General features: G+C 35.1%; 18 protein-coding genes. 17 read left to right on the top strand and 1 reads right to left on the bottom strand.

The features are described from left to right. Positions 1 to 91: 91 nt before the first annotated feature. From NCCP28_RS02100 to rpsA, 10 genes are all read left to right on the top strand, one after another. The gene (locus tag NCCP28_RS02100) at positions 92 to 676 is read left to right on the top strand and encodes a genetic competence negative regulator (protein WP_248559753.1); all 585 of its coding nucleotides are present in this window, start codon (positions 92 to 94) and stop codon (positions 674 to 676) included. A 769-nt stretch (positions 677 to 1,445) separates the two neighbouring features. Beyond that, positions 1,446 to 2,723, top strand: coding sequence for a Glu/Leu/Phe/Val family dehydrogenase (locus tag NCCP28_RS02095; RefSeq protein WP_248559752.1), 1,278 nt, complete (start codon positions 1,446 to 1,448; stop codon positions 2,721 to 2,723). Positions 2,724 to 2,883: 160 nt separating this feature from the next. Beyond that, positions 2,884 to 3,852: a YpdA family putative bacillithiol disulfide reductase gene (locus tag NCCP28_RS02090; protein WP_248559751.1), complete on the top strand. Its 969-nt coding sequence runs from the start codon at positions 2,884 to 2,886 to the stop codon at positions 3,850 to 3,852. A gap of 323 nt (positions 3,853 to 4,175) precedes the next feature. Then, the gene (gene prsW, locus NCCP28_RS02085; protein ID WP_248559750.1) at positions 4,176 to 4,856 is read left to right on the top strand and encodes a glutamic-type intramembrane protease PrsW; all 681 of its coding nucleotides are present in this window, start codon (positions 4,176 to 4,178) and stop codon (positions 4,854 to 4,856) included. Positions 4,857 to 5,128: 272 nt separating this feature from the next. Then, positions 5,129 to 6,265 (top strand): spore cortex-lytic enzyme, encoded by a 1,137-nt coding sequence (gene sleB, locus NCCP28_RS02080; protein ID WP_248559749.1) that lies wholly within the window; start codon positions 5,129 to 5,131, stop codon positions 6,263 to 6,265. Positions 6,266 to 6,276: 11 nt separating this feature from the next. Continuing rightward, positions 6,277 to 7,626: a germination protein YpeB gene (gene ypeB, locus NCCP28_RS02075; protein ID WP_248559748.1), complete on the top strand. Its 1,350-nt coding sequence runs from the start codon at positions 6,277 to 6,279 to the stop codon at positions 7,624 to 7,626. Positions 7,627 to 8,094: 468 nt separating this feature from the next. Further along, positions 8,095 to 8,757 carry a flagellar brake protein gene (locus NCCP28_RS02070; protein ID WP_248559747.1) on the top strand — a complete coding sequence of 221 codons (663 nt, stop codon included), beginning with the start codon at positions 8,095 to 8,097 and terminating at the stop codon, positions 8,755 to 8,757. Between the two features lie 67 nt (positions 8,758 to 8,824). Continuing rightward, positions 8,825 to 9,004, top strand: a complete 180-nt coding sequence (locus tag NCCP28_RS02065; protein WP_248559746.1) for a DUF5359 family protein — start codon at positions 8,825 to 8,827, stop codon at positions 9,002 to 9,004. A 412-nt stretch (positions 9,005 to 9,416) separates the two neighbouring features. Further along, positions 9,417 to 10,094 carry a (d)CMP kinase gene (gene cmk, locus NCCP28_RS02060; RefSeq protein ID WP_248559745.1) on the top strand — a complete coding sequence of 226 codons (678 nt, stop codon included), beginning with the start codon at positions 9,417 to 9,419 and terminating at the stop codon, positions 10,092 to 10,094. 233 nt (positions 10,095 to 10,327) lie between these two features. After that, positions 10,328 to 11,467: a 30S ribosomal protein S1 gene (gene rpsA / locus NCCP28_RS02055; RefSeq protein ID WP_248559744.1), complete on the top strand. Its 1,140-nt coding sequence runs from the start codon at positions 10,328 to 10,330 to the stop codon at positions 11,465 to 11,467. 100 nt (positions 11,468 to 11,567) lie between these two features. Here the strand turns inward: rpsA and NCCP28_RS02050 are convergent, their stop codons facing one another. Then, positions 11,568 to 11,711 carry a YpzI family protein gene (locus NCCP28_RS02050; RefSeq protein ID WP_248559743.1) on the bottom strand — a complete coding sequence of 48 codons (144 nt, stop codon included), beginning with the start codon at positions 11,709 to 11,711 and terminating at the stop codon, positions 11,568 to 11,570. Positions 11,712 to 11,816: 105 nt separating this feature from the next. On the opposite strand from NCCP28_RS02050, the gene NCCP28_RS02045 reads away from it, so the two are divergent. From NCCP28_RS02045 to NCCP28_RS02015, 7 genes are all read left to right on the top strand, one after another. Then, a complete protein-coding gene (locus NCCP28_RS02045) occupies positions 11,817 to 12,425 on the top strand; it encodes a YphA family membrane protein (protein WP_248559742.1) in 609 nt (202 codons plus the stop codon). Continuing rightward, positions 12,422 to 13,318: a YIEGIA family protein gene (locus tag NCCP28_RS02040; protein WP_248559741.1), complete on the top strand. Its 897-nt coding sequence runs from the start codon at positions 12,422 to 12,424 to the stop codon at positions 13,316 to 13,318. The genes NCCP28_RS02045 and NCCP28_RS02040 overlap by 4 nt, the downstream gene beginning before the upstream one ends. Then, entirely contained in the window at positions 13,308 to 13,493 is a 186-nt protein-coding gene (locus tag NCCP28_RS02035) for a capping complex subunit for YIEGIA (protein ID WP_248559740.1), read from the top strand. The genes NCCP28_RS02040 and NCCP28_RS02035 overlap by 11 nt, the downstream gene beginning before the upstream one ends. A gap of 633 nt (positions 13,494 to 14,126) precedes the next feature. Beyond that, positions 14,127 to 15,437 carry a ribosome biogenesis GTPase Der gene (gene der, locus NCCP28_RS02030; protein WP_248559739.1) on the top strand — a complete coding sequence of 437 codons (1,311 nt, stop codon included), beginning with the start codon at positions 14,127 to 14,129 and terminating at the stop codon, positions 15,435 to 15,437. Between the two features lie 15 nt (positions 15,438 to 15,452). Next, positions 15,453 to 16,505, top strand: a complete 1,053-nt coding sequence (locus NCCP28_RS02025) for an NAD(P)H-dependent glycerol-3-phosphate dehydrogenase (protein ID WP_248559738.1) — start codon at positions 15,453 to 15,455, stop codon at positions 16,503 to 16,505. Positions 16,506 to 17,727: 1,222 nt separating this feature from the next. Next, on the top strand, positions 17,728 to 19,206 hold the full coding sequence (gene spoIVA, locus NCCP28_RS02020; RefSeq protein ID WP_248559737.1) for a stage IV sporulation protein A: 1,479 nt from the start codon (positions 17,728 to 17,730) through the stop codon (positions 19,204 to 19,206). An 847-nt stretch (positions 19,207 to 20,053) separates the two neighbouring features. Continuing rightward, entirely contained in the window at positions 20,054 to 20,326 is a 273-nt protein-coding gene (locus NCCP28_RS02015) for an HU family DNA-binding protein (protein ID WP_016203034.1), read from the top strand. Positions 20,327 to 20,425: the final 99 nt, after the last annotated feature.

Genomic DNA, 20,425 nt, shown 5'->3' with positions numbered 1-20,425 from the left:
TATTATATCCATTCCTTTGAAAGTATCACCTTTTGACTTTTGTTTCATAAGCTACAGTAAGAGTTTTTTCAGAGGAGCAGGAGGCAATGCTATGCGCTTAGAGAGATTAAATTATAACAGAATAAAAATACACCTGACTTTTGATGATTTATATGAACGTGGTTTAACGAAAGAAGACATATGGAAAGACTCGATAAAATGGCAGTATTTTTTTCATGAAATGCTAGAAGAAGCAAATGTTCTTTTCGATATAGAAATACAAGGTTCTGTTGCTGTTGAAATCTTCTCTTTGAAAGCACAGGGAATGGTAATGATTTTAACCATGAGCGACAGTTTAGAAGAAGACGAGGAAGAGCTTTTAAATGAGGGCTTTTTGGAAATGCAAGTTACTGTTGAAGAGACAATCGATATATTATTTGAGTTTATGGAATTGGAAGATGTGATTCAAGTCTGCAAACAGCTGAAAAGTCTTAACTTGAACGGTGGAGCGCTATTAAGCAAAAACGGACACTACTATTTAATGTTTAAAGAGATGACGGCAAAAGAAGAGGAGCGGGCAGTAGCTATTTTAGGTGAATATGGAGAGCCTTCTTTAATAAGCATCCATGTTTTGGAGGAATATGGGAAAAAAATTTGTGCCGATTGTGCAATTGAAACAATTACTACTTATTTTTAATGTCATACTTAATAGCTCGTTAAAAAGATAAAGTTCATTCTGAAGACTTTAAAAATTTGCAGCGTTAACTTATTTTTTCTCTTTTTATAAATAAAGGAAGGAAGGAGAAGAAAAGGTTTTCCAAATTTTTAAGGCAACGGAGAAGCTTTATTTTTTTATTGAAAAATAAGCAAATAATGTCGTTGTTTTCAGTTTGCATCATATATTTTACATAGATAAAAGCAGATGAAAGGGTTTTTTTCAAAAAAAGAAGGAAACAGACAAAAATAATTTATAATGAGATGCCTAAAAAAATGAAACGATGAGTACATCTTCATTGGTAAATGTTATGAAAAATGTTAAAATGAAAGAAAGTTTTATTCTCTTTTACCAGAGAATAAAACGTTAGAAATAGAAGACAAATCATTATGATGAAAATAGAGACTTTTGAAATTTTACAGGGAGATGACGGACAAAGACTATGTTATTCGAATATATTATTATTAGGGATGACTGTATAATGAAAACCATCTAACCATAATGGAAAAAGGAATTAATAAAATGATTTAACGGATTGAAAAGTTTTCTTGCAATAAAATAAAAGGCAGGTATACTAGTTTAGACTGTATGATGGAGATGCATGTTGAAATAAATAGAATTATTGTTTAGCAAGCATTTCTTTAAAGTGATTTTTTATTATTAAGAGGCAAATTTGGACTTGCCGACAAAAGTATAAACGGTGCACGACTAATTGATAATTAATTTTGTAGTTTTTTAGGAGGATTTCAAAATGGTAGCCAAAAAATCTAACGAGAAAAAACAAACAGATGAGCAGCATGATGTTTTACAATCAACACAAACGGTTATTCAAAAAGCGTTAAGCAAGCTTGGATATTCTGATGAAGTATATGAGTTGCTAAAAGAACCGATTAGAATGATGACTGTTAAGATTCCCGTGAGAATGGATGATGGAACAGTAAAAATATTCACAGGCTACCGGGCGCAACATAATGATGCTGTTGGACCAACTAAAGGCGGAATTCGTTTTCATCCACATGTAACAGAAAAAGAAGTAAAAGCATTGTCGATTTGGATGAGCTTAAAATGCGGAATTGTTGATTTGCCGTATGGAGGCGGAAAAGGAGGAATCGTCTGTGATCCAAGGGATATGTCGTTCCGTGAATTAGAGCGGCTGAGTCGAGGTTATGTTCGAGCAATCAGCCAAATAGTCGGCCCTACTAAAGATATTCCTGCTCCAGATGTATTTACCAATTCGCAGATAATGGCTTGGATGATGGACGAGTACAGCCGAATCGATGAATTTAATTCTCCAGGCTTTATAACAGGAAAACCGCTAGTATTAGGGGGATCACATGGAAGAGAAACAGCAACAGCAAAAGGGGTAACAATTTGTATAAGAGAAGCGGCGAAAAAGAAAGGAATTTCCATTGAAGGAGCTCGTGTAGTGGTTCAAGGGTTTGGAAATGCAGGAAGTTTCCTAGCTAAATTTATGCATGATGCAGGTGCAAAAATAATTGGCATATCTGATGCATATGGTGCTCTGCATGATCCAGAGGGATTGGATATTGATTATTTATTAGATAGAAGAGACAGTTTTGGAACAGTTACAAACTTATTTAATAAGACAATTACCAATCAGGAGCTATTAGAATTAGAATGTGACATTTTAGTGCCTGCCGCAATTGAAAATCAAATTACCGAAAAAAATGCAGATAACATAAAAGCAAGCATCGTCGTAGAAGCAGCAAATGGCCCAACTACATTAGAAGCAACAAGGATTTTGACAGACAAAGGAGTGCTGTTAGTGCCGGATGTTTTGGCATCAGCAGGTGGAGTAACCGTTTCCTATTTCGAATGGGTGCAAAATAATCAAGGGTATTATTGGACAGAAGAAGAAGTGGAAGCAAGATTAGAAAAGGTGATGAGCAAATCTTTCGAAAATATTTATGAAACAGCTCAAGTTAGAAGAGTGGACATGAGACTTGCCGCATATATGGTAGGGGTAAGAAAAATGGCTGAAGCTTCAAGATTTAGAGGATGGATTTAAAGTATCAATTCTTTTTATTGTATATTTTTTAAAAATCTCCTATGCTATTTTTAGGGGATTTTTTTTATAGGACATATTTGGATAAACAGATTATATGGATCTTTTTTATTTGCTGAAATATTGGGATGTTTGAATGTAATTAGGTTAGGAGTGAAGATGGTTGAAAAGAGAAGAAGCAATAATAATTGGTGCAGGACCTTGTGGTTTGGCTGCCGCGATTGCATTAAAAGAAATTAATATCAATCCACTTATTATTGAAAAAGGGAATGTGGTAAATGCTATACATGGGTATCCAACCCATCAAACTTTTTTTAGTACGAGCGAAAAATTAGAAATAGGTGAAGTGCCGTTTATAACAGAACAGTATAAACCACATCGCAATCAAGCATTGGTTTATTATCGCGAAGTGGTTAAAAGAAAACAGCTGCGAATTAATGCGTATGAGAAAGTCACTTTTGTGGAAAAAACGAATAATCAAGAATTTATAGTGAAAAGTGAAAAGGAAGAATACATAACCCCATATGTAATTGTTGCAACAGGCTATTATGATCATCCGAATTATATGAATGTTCCAGGTGAAAAATTGTCGAAAGTAATGCATTATTTTAAAGAAGCCCACCCATACTTTAATCATGATGTTACTGTAATTGGCGGGAAAAATTCGAGTGTAGATGCTGCCATTGAACTTGTGAAAGCAGGAGCAAGAGTAACTGTCCTATATAGAGGAAATGAATATTCATCTAGCATTAAACCATGGATTTTGCCTGAATTTGAGTCATTGGTGAGAAATGAGATTATAAAGATGGAGTTTAATGCTCATCTAGTGGAAATTAAGGAAGATAGTTTGGTGTACACAAAAAATGGCGAATCCTTTGAAATAAAAAATGATTTTGTATTTGCAATGACAGGATATCATCCAGATCATCGTTTTTTAATGGAAATGGGTGTGGAGATTGAAAAAACAACAGGAAGACCAATGTTTAATCCAGAAACGATGGAAACAAATGTTAAGGGAATATTTATTGCTGGTGTTATTGCAGCAGGCAATAATGCAAATGAAATTTTTATTGAAAATGGCCGTTTTCATGGCGGGCAAATTGCGGAGTCTATTGTTAATCGTTCCAGATAACAGTAATTCTTTATTGATTGTATAGTTTATTGTTATGGTTTATTCTGCAAACCTCTTGCTGGTGGAGGATTATTTTATGCTAATAAATCAGTGGGTTTTTACACTGATTGGGAGATGAGGCAAGATAGGCCATATAGCCTGTGTTCTTTTCTATCAGGCTTTTACGGGAAAGTTTCTGCCCATCTCAAGTTTTTTTTTCTTTATTAGCAAAAAAGAAATAGATGCTAAAATAAAGCTAAGTGCTGGCAGAGATTTATTTAATAACTCGTAATAACAATGGAAATATCATATAATTAAGTAAAAAAATGGGAATGAGGATTGGCATGTTGGCGATTATTTCAGCTGGGATAGCTCCTGGTCTTGCTTTATTAAGTTATTTTTATTTAAAGGATCAATACGACTCAGAGCCAATTTCTCTTGTATTTCGAGCGTTTGTTGCTGGGGCTCTTCTTGTATTTCCAATCATGTTTATTCAATATGTTATAGAAGTAGAGCATATTATTCCATCAGGATTATGGAGTTCCTTAATAACAACCAGTTTGCTGGAAGAGTTTTTCAAGTGGTTTATCCTTTTTTATACTGCCTATCAGCATGTTGAATTTGATGAACCATATGATGGTATCATATATGGAGCAAGTGTGTCTTTAGGATTTGCAACAGTAGAAAATATTCTTTACTTAATTGCAAACGGCGTGGAACATGCTTTAGGAAGAGCGCTTCTGCCTGTTTCAAGCCATGCTATATTCGGAGTTTTGATGGGATATTATTTAGGTAAAGGGAAATTTACTATGCCTCGGGGCAAGTGGGTGTTTTATTCTTTATTTATTCCTTTTTTCTTGCATGGAATATATGACTATATTCTAACAATACAAAACCACTGGCTTGCAATTATTGCTCCATTTATGTTGTTTTTATGGTGGCTTGGATTAAAAAAGGTAAAAGCCGCAAGAGAATTAAGTAAAGAGCATTTTGAAAAACATATAAAGATGAGCACCATTAAATAGGAAAAACTATATTGCTTTTCCTATGAAAAAAATTTTAATCCGTGCTTTTCTCTTTTCAAATTTGGAGAAAAGTCCTCGTTCTCTGTTTTTTTGTTCTCATTGTAAGTGGGAATATTGATATATGAATAATGTTGCAGTCAATGGAAGATAAACTAAATCTTTGATTTTAAACAGGATGATTATTCATTCTGTTTTTTTTTTTTGCATAAAAAACCAACATCTACAAAAAATAGGGTTAATGTTAATAGTATTTACTTCTGGGGGTAACAATCATGAATAAGAAATTATTACTCACAAAAATTTCAATTATTTTTTCTCTATGCTTAGTATTGGCGCCTTCGCTTGAAGGGGAAAGATCTGCTAAGGCATTTTCCAATCAAGTTATTCAGCAGGGGGCAGTTGGTGACGATGTAATCGAACTGCAATCAAGGCTGCAATATTTAGGCTTTTATAATGGAAAAATAGATGGAGTTTTTGGATGGAAAACATATTGGGCGCTAAGAAATTTTCAATATGAATTTGGTTTGCCGATTGATGGATTAGCAGGGACAAAAACAAAACAAAAGTTAGCAAAAGCGTCTAACTATAATGAAAAATTTGTCAAGGATCAAATTAATAGTGGAAAGAAGTTTTCCCATTATGGAGGGGTTGATCTAGAGAAACAAAAAACACCTTCAGCTAATAAAGGCGGAACTTCTAAAGAGAATCAAAAAGGATCTGGCGGTACAAAAAGTGGGGCAAATAACAATACAACAAACAAAGGGACAGACGCATCCAAAGGTTCTGGCAATAATACAACAAACAAAGGGACAAATGCATCCAAAGGTTCCGGCGATAATACAACAAACAAAGGGACAGATGCATCCAAAGGTTCCGGCAATAATGCAGGAAACAAAGGAGCCGATGCATCCAAAGGTTCCAGCAATAATACAACAAACAAGGGAACGGATACGGCACAAAATAATGCAGCAAACACGGGAAGTGGCGGTACAGCTAATTCTGGCGAAAATATAAAAGGGAAAAAACCGACGGCTGCTAATGTTCCGAATGGATTTTCTCAAAATGATATTCAATTAATGGCAAATGCAGTTTATGGAGAATCCCGCGGTGAACCCTATACGGGACAAGTGGCAGTTGCGGCAGTAATTTTAAATAGGGTAAACAGCCCATCTTTTCCTAATACGGTTTCAGGCGTTATTTTTGAACCCCGTGCATTTACAGCAGTAGCAGATGGCCAAATATGGCTGTCACCAAATGAAAAAGCAAAAGAAGCAGTGCTTGATGCTATTAATGGCTGGGATCCAACAGGAAATGCACTATATTATTTTAATCCAGATACAGCAACAAGTGGCTGGATATGGACAAGACCGCAAATTAAGCAAATCGGAAAACATATCTTCTGTAAGTAGAGGTGAGAAAATTGCTAAGAGGCATATTAATAACCGTTTTAACAATTGGTGTTGCAGGGGCAGCATTTTGGGGCTATCAAGAGCATAAAGAAAAAAATGCGATATTAATGAATGCAGAAAACAATTATCAACGAGCATTTCATGATTTAACTTATCAAGTCGATTTATTGCATGACCAAATCGGAACTACTTTAGCAATGAATTCGAAAGAATCTTTATCGCCTGCATTGGCAGATGTTTGGAGAATTACATCGGAAGCGCATAGCGATGTAGGACAATTGCCGTTAACCTTATTGCCATTTAATAAAACAGAAGAATTTCTGGCCAATATTGGAGATTTCAGCTATCGCACTGCAGTAAGAGATTTGAATAAAGAGCCATTATCTACAGAAGAGTATAATTCATTAAAAAAATTATACAGTCAAGCAGCAGAAATACAAGATGAACTGCGCAATGTACAGCATTTAGTCTTAAAAAACAATTTGCGCTGGATGGATGTGGAAATGGCTATCGCGAGTGGAAAGGAAGCTGGGGACAATACAATTATTGATGGATTAAAAACAGTAGAAAAAACGGTAAATGGATACGATGAAGCATCATTCGGCGTTACAAATGTCAGTATGGAAAAACAAGATCAAAACTTTAAAAATCTAAGTGGCGCGACAATCTCCAAAGAGGAAGCGGTAAAAGTGGCAAAAAAATACGCCGAATTTAATGGAGATGTCGATGTGAAAGTAACAGAAAATGGGAAAGGTTCTAATTATGGTTTTTACAGTGTGAATTTATTGGATAAAGATACAAAGCTTGAGGCCAGTATGGATGTATCTAAAAAAGGCGGCTATCCAATCTGGTATATTCTTTCTAGAGATGTAGAGAAGCAAAAGATCAGTTTAAATAAGGCAGGCAATAATGCAATAAAGTTTTTAAAAGATAATAACTTTAAAGATCTTGCTCTTTTTGAAAGTATGCAATATGACAATATTGGAGTGTTTTCCTTTGTAACAGAACAAGAGGGAGTAAAAATTTATCCTGACAGCATAAAAATTAAAGTGGCACTAGATAATGGAAATATTGTTGGATTTGCGGCTGAGGATTATTTGCTTTCCCATAAGCAAAGAAACATTGCCGATCCAGTTATTTCAAAAGCTGATGCACAAAAGAAAATAAATACCAAAGTGAAAATTATGGATGATGGGCTAGCGATTATCCAAAATGATTTGAACAAAGAAGTTCTATGCTATGAATTTATTGGCACACTTGGAGATGACACCTATCGAATTTACATTAATGCCAAAAACGGCATCGAAGAAAAGGTAGAGAAGTTAAAAAATGCAGAAAGTGTTTATGAAGAAGTAGTGTAAATACAATAAATAACCTGAATATAGCTTTAAAAGCCAACCGAGATTGCTGTTTCCATTCAGCAGTCTCGGTTGGCTTTTTTATAAGAGGAAAAGTGGCCCTGTGATTTTCTTTTTTTATTTTTGCTGTGTTTTTTTCGTGTTTTGGTTCATTTTTTTGGAAATGGTTATTTTTTGACAAAAATCATCCTTCTCTAAAAACTTGTTGTTCAACTACATTCATTAAAAGGCCTATTAGAAAATAATGGTCAAACATTAGCTGGCTACGTAGTATATAAGGAAAGGATTATTTTCTGCAAAAGACTGATTCATCCCGTTAACAGCCCTATAAAATAGCGGTTTTTCCTGTTGTATATGAAAAGCAATGTTAGGTTTTCCCCCTATTGCTTAAAAGGAAAGTTCCATGCCATAATAAAAGAAAAAGTGGGGGATTGAACCCAGCTTCTAAAAGAAAGTGGAAGCAAAGAAAGAGTGGGAGCGCAATTGATCAATATTGGAGATACTTTAATTCTTCAACCGATGGATACAGATAGTCCTGAACAATACAAATGTCGACTAGTGGAATGTAGTGAAAAAGAATTATATATTGATTATCCAATCCATTTAGAAACAAACAAAACTGTTTTTTTAGTAAATGGTACGCAATTAAGAGGGAATTTTGTAACAAATGAAGGGATTTCCTATCTATTTGATACAGAAATTATTGGCCGATTAAAACAAAATATACCAATGTTGATATTGCCTTTCCCCACAAAGGATCAGCTCATTAAAAATCAGCGAAGACAGTATGTGCGAGTAGCAGCATGCACTGATATTGCCATACATCCCATATCAAATGAATGCATGCCTTTTACGGCCATGACAATAGATATTAGTGCTGGCGGCGCCGCCGTTGCTGTTTCTAAGTCAATAGAGTTTGCAGAAGATGTATTAGCAGAATTGACATTAGTTCTTCCACTCCAAAATGGAGAATACTATTATCCAAAATTAAGGGGGAAATTGATAAAGGTATTAGAGCTTAATGAAACAAATAATAAGCTGATCATTCAGTTTGTAGATGTATCCCCAAAAAATAGGCAGCTGCTTTTGCGCTATTGCTATGATATTCAGCTATCCTATAAAAAGAAAGGCTAGAACCTTGAATAAACAGGTAGAAATCCTCCGATACTAATAGTATAAGCTATCGGTGGAGTGAGGATTTATGAAAAAATTTGAAAGAATTATAATAAAAATTATCATCATTCAATTTGCCTTTTTAGCGGCGAGTCAAATGATTCATCACTGGGATCTATTTCCTAAATTATATGAATTGGCTGAATACGAAGGCGTGTCCAAATCGAATTTTACAAAAATATTAGAAACATTTGAGCAAAATAATTAACTATATGCTGCAAATAAGTCTACTTTTATGGAATTAATTTATTAATGAGTGCGCTGCTTTGTTGTTAAGAGTAGTGTTATTTTTATGTTGAATTTGGACAATAGAATAAAATATTTAAATCCTCTTATTTTAAAGAAAATAGTAAATAAAATATGTTAAAATAAAAAAGAAGCGATATATTTCGTTTTTCGTATAGAAAAAACAGAAATAATAAAACATCTTCTTTTATGTTAGAGAGCAATATAAATTGCTTTAAGCCTATAGGGGAAATGCCAAGCAAAAATTTTGCTGTAAAAATGTTTCACCATTCAGCAGTACAGCTCTTTTTGAGAAGTTTGAAAAAGCAAGCTGTTTTGTTTTAGCTATTATTATCATAGTGGTTTTTATAAAAGCCAAAGTTTTAGGAGGATTTATGAACAAAAAAATTAGCATTGCGATAGATGGACCTGCTGCGGCTGGAAAAAGCACTGTTGCAAAAATTATTGCGGAAAAATTAGGATATATTTATATTGATACAGGGGCGATGTATCGAGCATTAACATATAAAGCTTTAAATAATCAAATAGATCTTGAAGATGAACAAAACTTGATGAATGTATTAGAAAGTACAGTTATTGAATTATTTCCAGGCGAAAACGGTCAACTAATATTTTTGGATAATCAAAATGTAACAGAAGAAATTAGGACAAGTGCTGTCACCAATTCCGTTTCCATTGTAGCGAAACATAAATCAATCCGTGAAGAGATGGTTAGACGCCAACAGATGTTTGCAACAAGCGGCGGCGTGGTAATGGATGGTAGGGATATTGGGACACATGTTATTCCAAATGCAGAAGTAAAAGTATTTTTATTGGCATCTGTAGATGAACGAGCGGTTAGACGCCATACCGAAAATCTAAAAAAAGGCTATAATTCTGATTTGGAAGTGCTAAAGCAAGAAATTGCAACAAGAGATAAATTAGATTCTGAACGTGAAGTAGCGCCATTAAAAAAAGCGGCGGATGCAGTAGAAGTAGATACTACTTCTCTTTCTATTGGAGAAGTGGTCAATCGCATCATGGAATTGACTGCCGAAAAAATCACCAACTAATTTCTTTTCCACGGTTTATAAATAGTGCGGAATAGCAGAAAAAGAATTATTTAATATATAGTAGTTCTGTATTTTGCTATTCCTTTTTAAGTTGACTTACTTGACAAAAGCGGTTATTTATAAGAACTTAAAGAAAAGGAATAATTTAAAGTATTCTAAAAAGTTTGCACAAGCGAGCTTGCTGAAATTATTTAATCATATTTTATGAAAGTGATATATAAGGAGGAGTACATATGTCTGAAGAATTAAATGATATTGTTGTGAATAATTATGGTGTTGGAGAAAATGTAGTTGGCCAAGTGACAAAAGTGGAAGAAAAACAAGTTATTGTCGCTATTTCCAATAGTAAATTAGATGGAGTGATTCCCATTAGCGAACTTTCAAGCCTTCACATTGAAAAAGCCAGTGATGTGGTAGCTGTGGGAGATGCATTGGAATTGCAAGTCATTAAAGTAGAAGAAGATGCCCTTGTGCTTTCTAAGCGTAAAGTTGATGCAGAAAAAGCATGGGATAGTTTAGAAGAAAAGTTTCAAGCCGGAGAGATTTTTGACGCTGAAGTAAAAGATGTGGTCAAAGGCGGCTTAGTAGTGGATCTTGGGGTGCGAGGTTTTGTTCCCGCTTCTTTAGTGGAAGATCATTATGTAGAAGATTTTTCCGACTACAAAGGAAAAACAATTTCATTTAAGATTGTAGAATTGGAAAAAGACAAAAATCGGTTGATTCTTTCACATCGAGCGGTAATTGAACAAGAAAAAATTAAACAAAAACAAAACTTGCTAGATTCATTGGAAGCAGGACAAACTTTAACTGGTGTTGTACAAAGAATTACTGATTTTGGCGCATTTGTTGATCTAGGAGGAATTGATGGATTAGTTCATATCTCTCAATTATCCCATGAACATATTTCAAAACCGTCTGATGTAGTGGAAGAAGGGCAACAAGTAAATGTAAAAGTATTAAGCGTGGATCGGGATAATGATCGAATCTCTTTATCCATTAAAGATACACAGCCGGGTCCATGGGCAAATATCGCAGAAAAAGCAGCAGTAGGAAGTGTGTTGGAAGGAACAGTAAAAAGACTTGTATCATACGGCGCATTTGTTGAAGTGTTCAAAGGGGTAGAAGGACTTGTTCATATCTCCCAAATTGCACATAAACATATCGGAACGCCACATGAAGAATTAAAAGAAGGACAGGTTGTACAAGTAAAAGTATTGGATGTAAATGAACAAGAACAGCGACTATCCTTAAGCATTAAAGAGTTGACAGAAAAAGAACAGGATGAAGAAGAAACTTACGAGCTTCCTGAAGAATCTAAAGGGTTCCAATTAGGCGATATGATTGGAGATCAATTAAGAAAACTAAAAAACTAATAGAAAATAAAGAGTGAGCTATTGCCCTATTAATAGCTCACTCTTTTTGTTTAGTAGGCCCAGCATGCTTTAGCTGCTTCATCAGTTGTTTGCTGGTTGCTTAACCTTGCTTATTATCATTAAAAGCTCTTGCTTCTTCCGGACTTTGAAGCTTTGCAGAACCTGGGTAATGCAATGCTTGATCCCGGTCCGATTCCACTCTTTTGCTCTTTTTTAATTTTCCCTCTTGTCTATCTCTGCCCATGCTTTTCACCTCCATTTCCTTATCATGATGAATTATGAGAAGATTATGCATCATCGTTTAAAGTTCTCTTTGAAGAGCCATAATGGAAAGGAGGAGGAGATAAACTTGGATGGTCAGTTCTTTTACTGGTTTACATGGATGTTATGGATTCAAACGACATTTTTTTTGAATAAAAAACATAAAAATCGATTGAATTTCACCATTCTATTATTAGCAGCTATTATTGTATCGCCATATCAAATAAATATGTTTGATTTTAATATTTCTTTATTATTGGCTTGTTTGTACATCGGAGTTTTTTTCTATATCAATATATTTAGAAAAAAAACACTTTTGTATTTTCTTTTATCCGCCTTTTTTATGATGCTTGCTTATTGCTCGTTTCATTTGCTTTCCATTCTTGACCCTATATGGATTATTTTCAATAAAGAGTGGCTGCTTTCCATTAGTTTAATTATAGTGGCCCGGCTTATCTATAAAGAGCCGACAAAACAAATTTTATTAATCATTTTTGGAAGCGTCAATGGGGATGTTTTATATGGCATTCTATTAAAGAAATATCAGTATTCCTATACAATTGGTTCTATGAATTTTTTTGATAGTTTGCTTATAAGCATTGCTGGAATTATCACCTTTTATACAGTTAAACTATCCCTTTTAAGATGGGAAAAATATGTTTATATTATGGAGAAGGAGAAACAAAAACTATTATGAATGAATATACATACCCTATTGCCTTTGGGGTGATAATCGGAACCGCTTTAAGAGTGTTTATGCTAAGAACAGATTATCGGCAATATCCAACATATTTGCATGGGAAAATAATTCATATCGCATTAGGTTTTATTGCGGCAGGATTAGGAACGGTGGCAATTCCAGCTATATTGGATAAAGATTTTACCGCGGTCACTTTTTTAACGGTAGCTGCTTCTCAATTTAGGGAAGTGCGTAATATGGAGCGAAATACACTAACAGAGCTGGATAGCTTTGAGATGGTGCCGAGGGGGAAAACTTATATCGAAGGAATAGCTATCGCTTTTGAAAGCAGGAACTACTTGGTAATGTTCACAAGCCTTTTAAGCACCTTTGGATATATTGCCTACAATATTTGGACAGGAATGCTTGCAGCCATTTTATCTATCGCTATTTCAAAAAAATTAATGTCTGGCGGAAAACTAAAGGATATTGTAAAGATAGAAGCAGTGGAGCCGAGATTTGAGGAAGCCGGCTTATATATTGACAATATTTATATTATGAATATCGGCTTGCCTGAAAGACAAAAAGAGGTGCTGCAATATGGCATGGGATTTATTCTTTCACCAAAAAACTTTAATGCACGAAATACTATCGCTAATTTAGGCCAAAGGCAAGCAATTCTTTATGATGTTTCTACTGCCCTTGGAGTATATCGAGATTCAGGAACACCAGCACTAGTTCCATTAGCTAAAAGGGACTTAAATGATGGGAGAGTAGCTGTTTTTCTTCTGCCCCAAGAAAAAAATACTAAAAAGGCTCTAGCGATTATTGGAGCGGTGCCAACATTGGAGAATGCAATTAGAATGCCAAACAAAAGGCTGGAGAGAAAGGAAGAGAAAGGTGAATATTGAAAAGTATATACTGGCTGCCATTACAACCAATCCTGCCAAAGTAGCCCAAGGAACAGGTGTGTTTTATTGTGAAAATCAAAAAGAAATGGAGCATATTTCGACTAATCTAGAAGCAATACTAGATGGCATTGCTCATCAAATAAGCAAAGATATTTATATTATTGTAAAGCATTAGAAATGATTTTATGCCATGGTTCATTTTATTTGTACAGGATAAGAAGGAACTTGTTTCCTGTTTGGAAGAACATGGCTAAGAATTTTTGTTCTTGCTAGTAGTAGGGCTCTTTGTTAAAATAAATAAGTTATAGGGGTGTCCTAGATATAATGAGTATAATCCAGTATTCCTTTTTTATCACTATTTAATGAGCTTTTGATCTCACCTAATGGATATTAAGGGAAAAGGAGAAATCCAAGTGGGCAGAAACTTGCCCGTAAAATTCTGATTGGATTTTCACTTTATTTTTAAGCATGTTTCTCAATAATATTGATTGTTGGATTATTTTAACAGTGCGTATAAAAGCCGTAATAAGAGCAAAATTTTTTTCGGCTCCATATGCAGTGAATTTTCCGTGAGATTAGGTGAACAACAGCTTATGCGTAAAGGAAATTTGGCTTATGCTCATATGATGGACACCTTTAAACTTTTGTGTTGTCCTTTATAAGGAGAAGCAAACTTGAATAGATAGTTTAAAAATGCAGGTGCGGCTTATTGTCTATCTTTAGCAAGTTGATAACATGCTTGTTTTTTAGAAAGAAGCAGATTGGCTGCATAAATAAGTTTAATGGAAATGATGGAAGGATGAATGTAATGGCAAAACCGGTAATTGCGATAGTAGGAAGGCCAAATGTGGGCAAGTCCACTATTTTTAATAGAATTGTTGGCGAACGTATTTCAATAGTAGAAGATATTCCAGGAGTAACAAGGGATAGAATCTATAGTTCTGCTGAATGGTTGAATCATGATTTTAATTTAATTGATACAGGGGGCATCGACATTGGAGATGAGCCGTTTTTAGATCAAATTAGAATGCAGGCAGAGATTGCTATAGAAGAAGCGGACGTTATTATTTTTATTACCAATGGGCGTGAAGGAGTAACATCTGCTGATGAAGAAGTAGCAAAAATTTTATATCGTGCAAAAAAACCTGTTGTTCTTGCAGTAAATAAGATTGATAACCCTGAGATGCGCCAGCAGATTTATGATTTTTATTCTCTAGGTTTTGGTGAACCAGTTCCGATTTCAGGTTCCCATGGTTTAGGATTAGGAGATTTGCTTGATGAAGCAGCTCAACATTTTCCAAAAGGAGAAGGGAAAGAATATGGAGACGATGTCATTAAATTCTCTTTAATTGGACGTCCAAATGTTGGGAAATCTTCTTTAGTTAATGCTATACTAGGGGAAGATAGAGTAATTGTCAGCAATATAGCAGGAACCACAAGGGATGCAATTGATTCGCAAGTAACTGTGAATGGAAACCCTTATGTTATTATTGATACAGCCGGAATGAGAAAAAAGGGAAAAGTATATGAAACAACAGAAAAATATAGCGTTCTTCGCGCATTAAGAGCAATTGAAAGATCAGATGTGGTTCTTATTGTAATCGATGGAGAAGAAGGAATTATTGAACAGGATAAAAAGATTGCCGGTTATGCGCATGAAGCTGGAAGAGCAGTTATTATTGTGGTCAATAAATGGGATGCTGTTGAAAAAGATGAAAAAACAATGAAAGCATTTGAACGGAATATTCGAGAACATTTCTTATTTTTAGATTATGCTCCAATTGTATTTTTATCTGCAAAAACAAAAAAACGTATCCATACGCTTATTCCAATGATTAATTTAGCAAGCGAAAACCATACATTGCGTGTGGAAACAAGTGTCTTAAACGATGTCATAATGGATGCAGTTGCGATGAATCCAACACCAACCGATAAAGGAAAAAGATTAAAAATCTACTATGCTACACAAGTTGCCGTGGGACCGCCAACATTTGTTGTATTTGTTAATGATCCAGAACTGCTTCATTTTTCTTATGAACGTTTCTTGGAAAACCGCATAAGAGATGCATTTGGCTTCGAAGGCACACCAATTAAAATCTTTGCGAGAGAACGCAAATAATCGAGGTGTTTTTTGATGGGCAATGGCAAAGTTAAAGTGGCAATGATAGGTGCTGGCAGCTGGGGAACAGCACTATCATTGGTTCTTGCAGATAATGGACATACTGTTTATTTATGGGGAAAAAACCAGCAAACAATTGATGAAATAAATCAGGTTCATGAGAATAAAAAATATTTGCCAAATATTTTGCTCCCACATGGAATACATGGGACAACTTCTATGGAAGAAGCAGTGCGTGATGCTGCATATATAACACTATCTGTACCAACAAAAGCAATGCGGGAAGTGATTAAACAAATTATTCCCTTTGTAAAAAGCCCTATGACATTTGTTCATGTAAGCAAGGGAATAGAACCAGAATCTCTTTTGCGGATTTCTGAAATAATGGAAGAAGAGATACCGAAAGAACTGATTAAAAGCATAGTTGTTCTTTCTGGCCCGAGTCATGCCGAGGAAGTGAGCCTGCGCCATCCAACAACGGTGACTGTTTCTTCCAAAAATATGGAAGAAGCACAAAAAGTCCAAGATTTATTTATTAATTCTAATTTTAGAGTATATACAAATCCGGATATTATTGGCGTTGAAATTGGTGGTGCATTAAAAAATATCATTGCTGTTTGTGCAGGAATTACAGATGGATTAGGTTATGGAGATAATGCCAAAGCAGCTTTAATTACAAGAGGACTTGCTGAGATGGCTCGTCTTGGAACAAAAATGGGAGCTAATCCTTTAACATTTGCTGGACTGACAGGCATTGGCGATTTAATTGTAACATGTACAAGTCCCCATTCTAGAAACTGGAGAGCAGGAAATCAGTTGGGAAAAGGGCGGAAAATGGAAGACGTATTAAGTGATATGGGCATGGCTGTGGAAGGAATCCGCACGACAAAAGCCGCTCATCAGCTTTCTGAAAAATATAATGTAGAGCTGCCTATAGCCAATGCTTTGTACAATGTCCTCTTTAACGGAGGAGATCCAAAGAGGGCGGTAGATAGCCTTATGGAAAGAGGAAAAACAAGTGAGATGGAGGATTTAATAAATATTCTTGCTTCTCAATACATAGAATAAATAAAGGAAAGCAGCAGAAAATATGCTGCTTTTTTTGTTTGTAGGCATTTTGTGAGGGATTTTAAAAAAGGAAAATTCAATTCATAGTTAGGGGCAGATATACTGGCTGTTTAGTTTGTATAAGGCCCATTCTAAAAAATACCAACGTTTTTTTAGAAAAATAGGCATTTTTATGAAGCGATTTTGTAACAAATTGCATACAATGCAACGAAGCAACCTGGTGGATTGAACAGGGATTGGGTAAAATAGTCTAAAAAATTGCCAAAGTAAAGTTTCCCCTTCTTTACTTTGGTTTTTTTGTTAAGCTATGTTAAAGTTTATCATGCATTAATGGGCTTTTGCCCCCACCTAAGGGATTGTAAGAGAAAACGAGAAATCTAGAAATCTAGATGGGTAGAAACTTGCCCATAAAAGCCTGATTGGTTCAGCTAACAATCAGTGGGGACGTGGAAAACCCTCACTGATTGAAGTTTCGCTTTATTGTTGACTTTAGCAATTTGTTGTTTGGAGCAAACGCCTGCAGCGGAAATCAACAGATAAGTTTAACAGAATATTTTGTTATAGAATGAGTTCTTATCCTTTTTTAGTAGGTTTTGTCCTCTTATTTGAGATAAGAAGATACTGGTGGTTAAAGGCCTAATAGAAAGATATTCTAGTCTCTATGCTCTGTGGAAACGTCGGTGTAGCTTGTGTTTTATCTTGCCTCAAGAAGCAACCAGTAGGATATTCGGCAAATGTTATTTTGTATTGTGTTAAAAAAATGTCATAAGCTTTCTTTTCATGTATATATTGAAGAGAAGGTTTTTTTCTATTTTTTCTAAAAAGTTATAACTTCAAGAATAGCAAACTAAAAAAATTACCTTAACATAAGGAATTGCCTTTTTCTTCGTGTAGGCACCAAGTTGCAAAAAGATACGGATTCTTGGTCTATTTGCCCCTGTTGCTTTCCAGCTCGAGATGATGAAAGGAAGCTAGCTAGGAGAACTGCTGAAACAAAATCCAAGTAAGTTCCTAATAATCAGTGGGGATATGGAAAACCCAGCTGATTGAAGTTTCGCTTTATTGGCAACATGCATTTGTTTTATCAATGGACAAAAATCTAAAGGAGGAAATTTTTAAAATCAGTCATAAAGATATAGGACAACATCATAAATATATAGTGTCAAATAGTATTTTACGGAATAGTTTCCGATATACTAAGGAGAGTTCAGGAGGGGATCACTTGGAAAAGGTCAATATTTTTAAAGATATTGCCGAAAGAACGGGCGGCGATATTTATTTAGGAGTTGTAGGTGCTGTACGAACAGGAAAATCAACTTTTATTAAAAAGTTTATGGAACTTGTCGTAATCCCTAATATGGACAATGAAGGAGACAAAGCTCGAACAAAAGATGAATTGCCGCAAAGCGCTGCTGGCAAAACAATCATGACGACAGAACCAAAATTTGTTCCAAATCAAGCAGCATCTATTAAAGTGGATGAAGGATTAGATGTTAATATAAGATTAGTGGATTGTGTAGGATATACAGTTCCAGGAGCACAAGGCTACGAAGACGAAAATGGTCCAAGAATGATTAATACACCGTGGTATGAAGAGCCAATCCCTTTCCATGAAGCAGCTGAAATTGGTACAAGAAAGGTTATTCAAGAACATAGCACTATTGGTGTCGTTATTACAACAGATGGTACAATTGGGGATATCCCTAGAAGCAACTACTTAGAAGCCGAAAAACGGGTGATTGAAGAGCTAAAAGAAGTAGGAAAACCATTTATTATGATCATCAATAGTGCACAGCCATTTCATCCAAATACAGAGTCTCTTCGTACAGAGCTTTCTAATGAATATGATATTCCTGTAATTGCAATGAGTGTAGAATCGATGAGGGAAACAGATGTATTAAATGTAATGAGGGAAGCATTATTCGAATTCCCGGTTTTGGAGGTTAATGTAAATCTTCCAAGCTGGGTAATGGTATTACGTGAAAATCATTGGCTTCGCGACAACTATCAAGAAGCAGTAAAAGATACGGTTAAAGATATTAAAAGATTAAGAGATGTTGATCGAGTGGTAACCCAATTTAGCGAATATGAATTTATTGATCATGCAGGCCTTGCGGGAATTGAAATGGGGCAAGGCGTTGCAGAAATTGATTTGTTTGCCCCGGATGAGCTATATGATGAAATATTAAAAGAAATTGTCGGTGTTGAGATAAGAGGGAAAGATCACTTGTTAGAGCTGATGCAAGATTTTGCTCATGCAAAAACGGAGTATGATCAAATATCTGACGCTTTAAAGATGGTAAAGCAAACGGGCTATGGAATAGCTGCTCCATCATTAGTGGATATGAGTTTGGATGAACCAGAAATTATTCGCCAAGGCTCTAGATTCGGGGTGCGATTAAAGGCTGTTGCACCATCTATACACATGATAAAAGTAGATGTAGAGTCGGAGTTTGCGCCAATCATTGGTTCTGAAAAGCAAAGTGAGGAGCTTGTCCGATATTTAATGCAGGATTTTGAAGATGATCCGCTATCCATTTGGAATTCTGATATTTTTGGCAGAAGTTTAAGTTCAATAGTGCGTGAAGGGATTCAAGCGAAGCTTTCGCTTATGCCAGAAAATGCAAGATATAAATTAAAAGAAACACTTGAACGAATTATCAATGAAGGATCTGGTGGACTAATTGCAATCATTCTTTAGAAGAACTCTTTTTAGGGTTCTTTTTTTGTGTTGGGACCTTTCTGTTTTTTATCATTTCCCGACAGAAGACTCCCGCTTTAAGGAATGCGGAGGGCGTAGTCCGATGAGTAAGCGAGGATGAATGCTGATAGGGTTAAGCCTAAATAGTTGAAAAAAGCGAACAGGTGTGCTATGATATTTTTGCAAGTTGTTCTTTGAAAATGGAAGTTATGGGTTCTAGCAGGAAAAGCGTCTGCCAGATGGAATCTTCCATGTTCTAATCTTCTGCGAAAACCAAATGAAAGTAGGATGCGAGAGAAGTCAAGATGCTAAAAGTTTTCATGGACTACGGATAGAATCTGCTCTAATTAGTGGCTAAACTGGTGTTTGCAGGAAAATTCCACTTCAAGCGTTAGCTAAATGGTGGATAGTTCAAAAGATAAAGCTTAAATGGAAGCGCTAATTGATGGGGGATTCAAACAATTTTAAGCCTTGATTAGCATGCAAGGTTTTTAAAGTGAATAATTTTTCAGCTGAATTTTGAAGGAATTGTTAAAAAAGGAAGACAACTGTTACAAATAGCTGTTAAATTATTAAAAGATTGCGTTCGATAGATAATATTTCTTGATATGCGCAAATGATTATGATAATCTTTTAAAGGAATTAGCGTCATATAAGGCTTTTTAGGGGTATATCATTTAAGCAAGACACTTTTTGTTCAAATAATTCTCTTATATGCACTAGGATATAGTTTATATTTAAGAAAATATTTGGTATGACGTATATAATTCCGTGAATTTGTTTACAAATAATGATAGTAGATGCTTTCTTTGAATTTATTTGAAACATTTGGGAGGAGGTGAAAGGCATGAACAAAACAGAATTAATTAACGCAGTTGCTGAGGCAAGTGAATTATCTAAAAAAGACGCTACTAAAGCAGTTGACGCTGTTTTCGATACAATCTTAAATGCTTTAAAAGATGGGGATAAAGTTCAACTTATCGGTTTTGGAAACTTTGAAGTTCGTGAGCGTGCAGCACGTAAAGGGCGCAACCCACAAACAGGCGAAGAAATTGAAATCGCAGCTAGCAAAGTTCCTGCTTTTAAACCAGGAAAAGCACTTAAAGATGCAGTGAAGTAATTACATACATTGCTATGATATTAAAAAACCGCGGCCATCGCGGTTTTTTTTATGCAATGTTTTGGTAGAAAAGTTTTTTTGAAATATGTTGTTTTAAAA

Origin of the sequence: Niallia sp. NCCP-28, from assembly GCF_023168165.1 — a bacterium.
Taxonomy (GTDB): Bacteria; Bacillota; Bacilli; order Bacillales; family Cytobacillaceae; genus Niallia.
Note: the sequence above shows the minus strand (reverse complement) of the source record. Positions and strands in the feature narration are given on the sequence as shown.

What these genes read in the sequence shown, in the direction of transcription:
- NCCP28_RS02025 (WP_248559738.1), top strand. Translation starts at nt 15,453, where the DNA reads ATGGGCAATGGCAAAGTTAAAGTGGCAATGATAGGTGCTGGCAGCTGG.
- prsW (WP_248559750.1), top strand. Translation starts at nt 4,176, where the DNA reads ATGTTGGCGATTATTTCAGCTGGGATAGCTCCTGGTCTTGCTTTATTA.
- NCCP28_RS02050 (WP_248559743.1), bottom strand. Translation starts at nt 11,711, where the DNA reads ATGGGCAGAGATAGACAAGAGGGAAAATTAAAAAAGAGCAAAAGAGTG.
- sleB (WP_248559749.1), top strand. Translation starts at nt 5,129, where the DNA reads ATGAATAAGAAATTATTACTCACAAAAATTTCAATTATTTTTTCTCTA.
- NCCP28_RS02065 (WP_248559746.1), top strand. Translation starts at nt 8,825, where the DNA reads ATGAAAAAATTTGAAAGAATTATAATAAAAATTATCATCATTCAATTT.
- NCCP28_RS02015 (WP_016203034.1), top strand. Translation starts at nt 20,054, where the DNA reads ATGAACAAAACAGAATTAATTAACGCAGTTGCTGAGGCAAGTGAATTA.
- cmk (WP_248559745.1), top strand. Translation starts at nt 9,417, where the DNA reads ATGAACAAAAAAATTAGCATTGCGATAGATGGACCTGCTGCGGCTGGA.
- NCCP28_RS02100 (WP_248559753.1), top strand. Translation starts at nt 92, where the DNA reads ATGCGCTTAGAGAGATTAAATTATAACAGAATAAAAATACACCTGACT.
- NCCP28_RS02040 (WP_248559741.1), top strand. Translation starts at nt 12,422, where the DNA reads ATGAATGAATATACATACCCTATTGCCTTTGGGGTGATAATCGGAACC.
- rpsA (WP_248559744.1), top strand. Translation starts at nt 10,328, where the DNA reads ATGTCTGAAGAATTAAATGATATTGTTGTGAATAATTATGGTGTTGGA.
- NCCP28_RS02095 (WP_248559752.1), top strand. Translation starts at nt 1,446, where the DNA reads ATGGTAGCCAAAAAATCTAACGAGAAAAAACAAACAGATGAGCAGCAT.
- der (WP_248559739.1), top strand. Translation starts at nt 14,127, where the DNA reads ATGGCAAAACCGGTAATTGCGATAGTAGGAAGGCCAAATGTGGGCAAG.